Origin of the sequence: Clavibacter lycopersici (assembly GCF_003576405.1) — a bacterium.
In the GTDB taxonomy this organism is placed as follows: Bacteria; Actinomycetota; Actinomycetes; order Actinomycetales; family Microbacteriaceae; genus Clavibacter; species Clavibacter lycopersici.
In genome coordinates this window covers 1-6,070 of sequence record NZ_QWGT01000171.1, presented here as the reverse complement: position 1 = coordinate 6,070, position 6,070 = coordinate 1, and the positions used below count along the sequence as shown (strand labels likewise).

General features: G+C 71.7%; 3 protein-coding genes and 1 pseudogene. 2 read left to right on the top strand and 2 right to left on the bottom strand.

The window, feature by feature from the left end; translation table 11 throughout:
- Together opgC and DZG00_RS11120 are read left to right on the top strand one after the other, a co-directional pair.
- Positions 1-2,576: OpgC domain-containing protein (gene opgC / locus DZG00_RS11125; RefSeq protein WP_311135917.1), on the top strand; the 2,576-nt coding region annotated here is incomplete at its 5' end.
- Positions 2,577-2,758: 182 nt separating this feature from the next.
- Positions 2,759-3,685, top strand: coding sequence for a ferritin-like domain-containing protein (locus DZG00_RS11120; RefSeq protein WP_119455626.1), 927 nt, complete (start codon positions 2,759-2,761; stop codon positions 3,683-3,685).
- Positions 3,686-3,759: 74 nt separating this feature from the next.
- Here DZG00_RS11120 and DZG00_RS11115 read toward each other — a convergent pair whose 3' ends face one another.
- Positions 3,760-5,208, bottom strand: a complete 1,449-nt coding sequence (locus DZG00_RS11115) for an amino acid permease (RefSeq protein WP_119383093.1) — start codon at positions 5,206-5,208, stop codon at positions 3,760-3,762.
- A 132-nt stretch (positions 5,209-5,340) separates the two neighbouring features.
- A pseudogene (locus DZG00_RS11110) lies at positions 5,341-6,070 on the bottom strand (hypothetical protein); the annotation flags it as partial.

Below are 6,070 nucleotides of genomic sequence, written 5' to 3'. Positions count from 1 at the left end.
GGATCGGCGGCTGGGCAGCGGCCCTGGTGGCGCTCGCGATCGCCGTGGTCCCGGCGACGGCCGCGCTCGCCGCGCCGTCCGCCGCCGCTCCGGCGGCCACCGCGCCGGCCGCGCCCGCGGACGAGGTCGACCTCACCCGGGCGCCCGAGGCGCCCTGGTTCGGCGGCATCATCGACTGGACGGCCGACGACGCGCAGAGCTACGCCGACCGCCTCGGGGCGACCCCCGCGGTGCTCGGCCAGTCGGTGCGCTACCCCCTCGGATCCGACGACGTCACCTACCTCGACCAGTTCGCGCAGCAGGCCGCGCAGCAGGGATCGCTCCTCTTCCTCACGCTCGAGCCGACCGTGCCGCTCACCGAGCTGACCCCGGCCGACGCGACCGCGCTCACGGGCCGGCTCGAGGCGCTCCGCGAGCGCTACGACTCCCGCGCGCTCGTGCGGTTCGCCCCCGAGATGAACGGCTCGTGGACCCCCTGGGGCCAGCAGCCGTCCGCGTACGTCGCCGCGTTCCGCCAGGTCGCGGACGCCGTGCACGACTCCGACGCGGGCGCGGTGACCGTCTGGTCGCCCGCGTACGCGGCCGGCTACCCGTTCGGATCCGCCGACGGCCTCACCGACGCGTCCGGCACGCGCTCCATCGCCGAGCTCGACACCGACGGCAACGGCCGCGTCGACGTCGACGACGACGCGTACCGCCCGTACTACCCGGGCGACGACGCCGTCGACTGGGTGGGCCTGTCCGCCTCCCACTTCGGGTCGGAGCAGGACTTCACCGTCGGGCAGCCGACCCAGGACTACCTGGGCGGCGAGGTGATCCCGCAGCAGGAGTTCGGCGAGAACGTGGTGCCCGAGGAGGGCAAGTACGCCCGCGAGCTCGCGGGGGAGTACGGCTACGCCGACGAGGGCGGCGCGGGGCGCGACTTCGGCGCCGAGTGGATCGAGGGCACCGGCAAGCCGGCCGTGATCGAGACGGGCGCGCTCTACGACCCCGCGCGCACCGACGGCGCCAGCGAGATCGACATCAAGAGCGCGTGGTGGGACCAGGTGCTCTCCGCCGACGCCCGCGCCGAGCACCCCGGCATCGGGATGGTCGTCTGGCGCGAGGTCGAGCGGGAGGAGGCGGAGGCCGACGGCGCCGTCATCGACTGGCGGGCCACCGGCGACCCGGCCGTCGCGTCCGCGCTGCTGGCGCACCTGGATCCGGCGACCGCGACGCTCGGCCCCGTCACCCAGGTCTTCGACCAGGAGCGCGCGAACGTCGCCACCGCGCAGTACCGCGACCCCGGATCCCCCGAGGACGAGCAGATGGGCTGGATCGTGCTGTGCGCGGTCGTGCTGCTCCTGCTGTTCGTGATCTCCGGCCCCATCGGCCGGCTCAAGCCCGGCTGGCGCTACCCGGACGAGGACTCGCCCCGCGACCGCCGCCTCGACCTCTTCCGCGGCTGGACCATCGTCGCCGTGGTCATCACCCACATCGAGCTCGCGAGCCCGTACTCGTACGTGACGATCAACGCGATCGGCGCCATCACGGGCGCCGAGATGTTCGTGCTGCTCTCCGGTCTCGTGCTCGGCATGGTCTACCCGATGGCCGTCAAGAGGTTCGGCGAGGTGAAGGCCCTGGTCTCCATCCTCCGGCGCGCGTTCAAGCAGTACATCGTGGCGATCGCGGTGGTCGTCATCGTCTTCGCGCTCACGTTCGTGCCGTTCCTCGACACCGACGTGATCACCACCTTCACCGACCGCGGCACAGGCGCCGACGGCAAGGTCACCACCGGGCAGGTCTACGACCTCTACCCGAACGGCGCGCGCCTCCTCGACTACCCGCCGCCCTGGTACGCGATCCGCGACCTGCTGCTGCTGCGCATGGGCCCGTGGGTGTTCAACATCATGGGCCTGTTCGTGGTGCTGACCCTCCTGGTCCCCGCGGTCGTGTGGCTGCTCCGCCGCCGCATGTGGTGGGTGGTGCTCATCGTCAGCTGGGCCGCGTACGTCCTCAACGCGCAGTTCGACATCCGCGTGCTGCCGTCGATGTTCGAGGACGTGTTCCCGCTGCTTACGTGGCAGGTCGCGTTCCTCAACGGCATGGTGATCGGCTACTACCGCAGGCAGATCACGCACGCCCTGACCGGCCGGGTCGGCCGCGTGCTGGTGTCCATAGGGCTCGTCGCGTACGTCGGCGCGCTCGCCGTGCTCTGGGCCGGCCACACCTCCGGCGTGCAGCTGCCGGGCGTGCCCGACGGCCTGTACTCGTCGCTGTACGAGTCGATGTACCAGCGCACGTTCCTCCAGCCCGGCCGCCTGCTCGACCTGGCGCTGATGCTCGTGGTCGCGTACACGTTCCTCACGCGGGTGTGGAAGCCCGTGGACCGCGCGTTCGGCTGGTTCTACACGCCGCTCGGATCCGCGAGCCTCTACGTGTTCATCGTCCATGTGTTCTTCGTGCTGATCGTGGGCAGCCTGCCGTTCCTCGACAGGGCGAATCCCTGGCAGGGGGCAGTGGTCCACACGCTCGTGCTCGCGGCGATCTGGTTCATGGTGACGCGCAAGGTGCTCTTCAAGGTCATCCCGACCTGATCCGCCGCCCGAGATCTGCGGGCATCCGGCCCCAACCGATCCTGTCCGCGCTCCGAACGCTTTCCGACATCCAGTGAAACCAGTGCCCCGTGCTCTTCCTGGATGCCTGTCACACGTTTAGCGTTCGAACCACATGCGTCCGGTATCTGGGATACGGCCGCGCCGATCAAGGGAGCTCGTCCATGTTCGACAAGAAGTTCATCACCCAGGCCATCGACAGGAGCGCGCAGTCGCCCCTCGACCGTCGTCGCTTCTTCAGCGCGGCGGGCATCGCGGGTCTCGGCGTCGGCGCCGCGGCCCTCATCCCCGCGACCGGAGCCCAGGCGGCCGACGCCCAGGCCGAGGCCGACGCCGGTGCGGTCACGGACGCGGCGGTCCTCAACTTCGCGCTCAACCTCGAGTACCTCGAGGCCGAGTTCTACCTCCGCGCCGTCACCGGCAACGGCCTCGTCCCGAACGACATCTCCGGCGTCGGCACGCCCGGCGGCGTCACGGGCGGCCGCGCCGTCCAGTTCAAGGACTACGCGATCCGCCAGTACGCGTACGAGATCGCGCAGGACGAGAAGGCGCACGTGAAGTTCCTGCGTGCAGCGCTCGGCTCCGCGAAGGTCGCCCGTCCCGCCATCGACCTGGACGCGGCGTTCTCCGCCGCGGCCACCGCCGCCGGCCTCATCAAGCCGGGCGAGAAGTTCGACGCGTTCGCGAACCAGGAGAACTTCCTGCTCGCGTCGTTCATCTTCGAGGACGTCGGAGTGACCGCCTACAAGGGCGCCGCGCCGCTCATCACGAACAAGACGTACCTCGAGGCGGCCGCGGGGATCCTCGCGGTCGAGGCGTACCACGCGGGCATCATCCGCTCGCAGCTGTTCGCCCGCGGCCTGGCGGAGCCCGCCAACGCGATCTCCAACGCGCGCGACTCCCTCGACGGCCCCACGGACCTCGACCAGGGCGTCACGGTCTCCGGCGGCGCGAACCTCGTGCCGACGGACGCCAACGGCATCGCGTTCAGCCGCACGCCCGGCCAGGTGCTCAACATCGTGTACCTGAACAACCAGGCCGTCACCAAGGGCGGGTTCTACCCNTCGGTCAACACCAGCGCCGCGAACTAGCTCCCCGCGCGCACCCAGGGGCGCCGCCCACCTCTCGAGGTGGGCGGCGCCCCTGTCGCATGTGCGGGCGGTCGTCAGCCGCGTCGGCGGTTCCGAGGGCTGTCGGCCGCGAGCACCGAGTTGCGGCGCGAGTACGTGAGGTAGATCACGAGGCCGATGACGAGCCAGACCGCGAACCGCACCCACGTCTCCCACGGCAGCGACGAGACGAGCCAGAGCGAGAAGCCGATGCCGATGATCGGCACCACCGGCATGGCCGGCAGCCGGAACGCCCGGGGGATCTCCGGCCGCTTGTAGCGCAGCACGATCACGGCCGCGCACACCACGACGAAGGCCAGCAGGATCCCGATGTTGGTGAGCTCCGCCACCACCGTGATCGGCAGGAAGCCCGCGAACAGGGCCGAGCCGATGCCGATGATCCACGTCACGCGCGTCGGCACGTTGCGCTTCCGGTCGGTGACCGCGAACCACCCCGGCAGCAGGCCGTCGCGGCTCATCGAGAACCACACGCGCGACGCGCCGAGCATGAACGTGAGCATCACGGTGACGACGCTGACGATCGCGCCCACCGCCACCACGTTCGCCACGGCGGGCAGGCCCACCGACTCGAACGCCGTCGCGAAGCCGCTCTCCGGGTTGATGTCCGTGTACCGCTGCATGCCCGTGAGGACGACGGTCGCGAGCACGTAGAGCACCATCGCGATCGCGAGCGACAGCAGGATCGCCTTGGGCATGTGCTTGGTCGCGTCCTTCGACTCCTCGGCCGCGGTGCTCATCGCGTCATAGCCGAAGACCGCGAAGAACACGGTGGCGGCGCCCGTGAAGACGCCGGCCGCGCCGAACGGGAAGTACGGCTGGTAGTTGGCGCCGGTGATCTGCGTGAAGCCGATCACGACGATCACGAGCACCAGCGCGACCTTGAGCCCCACGAGGTACAGCTCGAAGCGGCCGACGCTCTTCATGCCGCGGGTGAGGACGAAGGCGGTGCCGAGGCAGAGGATCACGGCGAACAGGTCGACGACGTGGCCGTCGCCCGTGCCGGCCGCGCCGAGCATCCAGGCGGGGAGGTCGATGCCGAGCTGGTCGAGGAGGAAGCCCGCGTACCCGGAGACGCCTATGGCGACCACGCCGACGATGGCGGTGTACTCCAGCAGCAGGTCCCAGCCGATGAACCAGCCGACGATCTCGCCGAGGGCTGCGTAGCCGTAGGTGTAGGCGGATCCTGCCTTCGGGATCATGCCCGCGAACTCCGCGTAGGAGAGGGCGGCGGCCGCGCTCGCGATGCCGGCGATGAGGAACGAGATGAGGACCGCGGGACCGGCCGTCTGGTTGGCGACGGTGCCCGCGAGCGTGAAGATGCCGGTGCCGATGATGCCGCCCACGCCGATCGCGGTGAGCTGCCACAGGCCGAGCGAGCGGGTGAGGCCGCCCTCCTCGGTCGCCGCGCCCGGCTCCGCCTCGATCGCGTCCACGGGCTTCCGCCGGGTGAGCGCCGACCAGAGGCTCGTGCTCGATGTGCTCATGCAGGACTCCTGCCGTCGGGGCCGCGCGGGCCATCTCGAGGCCGCCGGAGCCGGCGACGGACCCAGTGTGGCCTCGGCCGCCCGTCCGCACCAGATGCGGCGCGGCAGCCGGACAGCGACGGGGGAGCGGTGCTACGGGCGCTGCAGGGAGGGCTCGACGACGCGGATCCAGAGCCACACGCCGACGCTCGTCGCGGCGAAGGCGGCGGAGACGACGAGCGCGGTGACCCAGACCCCGGCCGGCACGCCGCTCGCGGTCGTGGCGACGGCCGCGAACGCGAGCGTGAGCACGGCGACGCTCACGACGGCCCACAGCGGCAGGGAGCGCAGGAGGAGCGAACGGCCGAGGACGAGCGAGACTGGCGCGAGCGCGAGGGCCGCGGAGCTGAGCGCCGCGAGCGTGATCACGCTGAGCAGCTCGTTCGCGAGCTGCGGCCACATGCCGCCGTCGGCGGGCACGAGGCCGTAGAGGATCCACGCCACCAGGCCCAGCGTGGCGAGCGCCCCCGACTGCACCAGCGCGAGGCGGGCCCGCGACCGGTCGTCGCGGTCGTCGGCGACGAGGCCGAGGACCTGGCCGATGACGATGGGCGGCGCGAGACCGAAGGCGCGCGAGACGAGCACGGCGGTCGCCGAGAGGACGAGGAGGGCGGGCACGGCGCGCACGCGGGCGGGTCCGGCGCCCACGCGGCCGGCCACCGAGGCGACCGCGACGACGCCGACGCCGTTCACGACGGCGAGGCCCAGGAGGGCGGCGAGGAAGAGGCGGACGGCGTTGGGGTCGGATCCCACGGGCAGCGACAGCGACGCGAGCGCGGCGGCGAGGGCGAGGGCCGCGGCGGCGGCGCCCCAGCGTCCGGCG

Coding starts and splice junctions, on each gene's coding strand:
- DZG00_RS11115 (WP_119383093.1), bottom strand. CDS start 5,208: ATGAGCACATCGAGCACGAGCCTCTGGTCGGCGCTCACCCGGCGGAAG.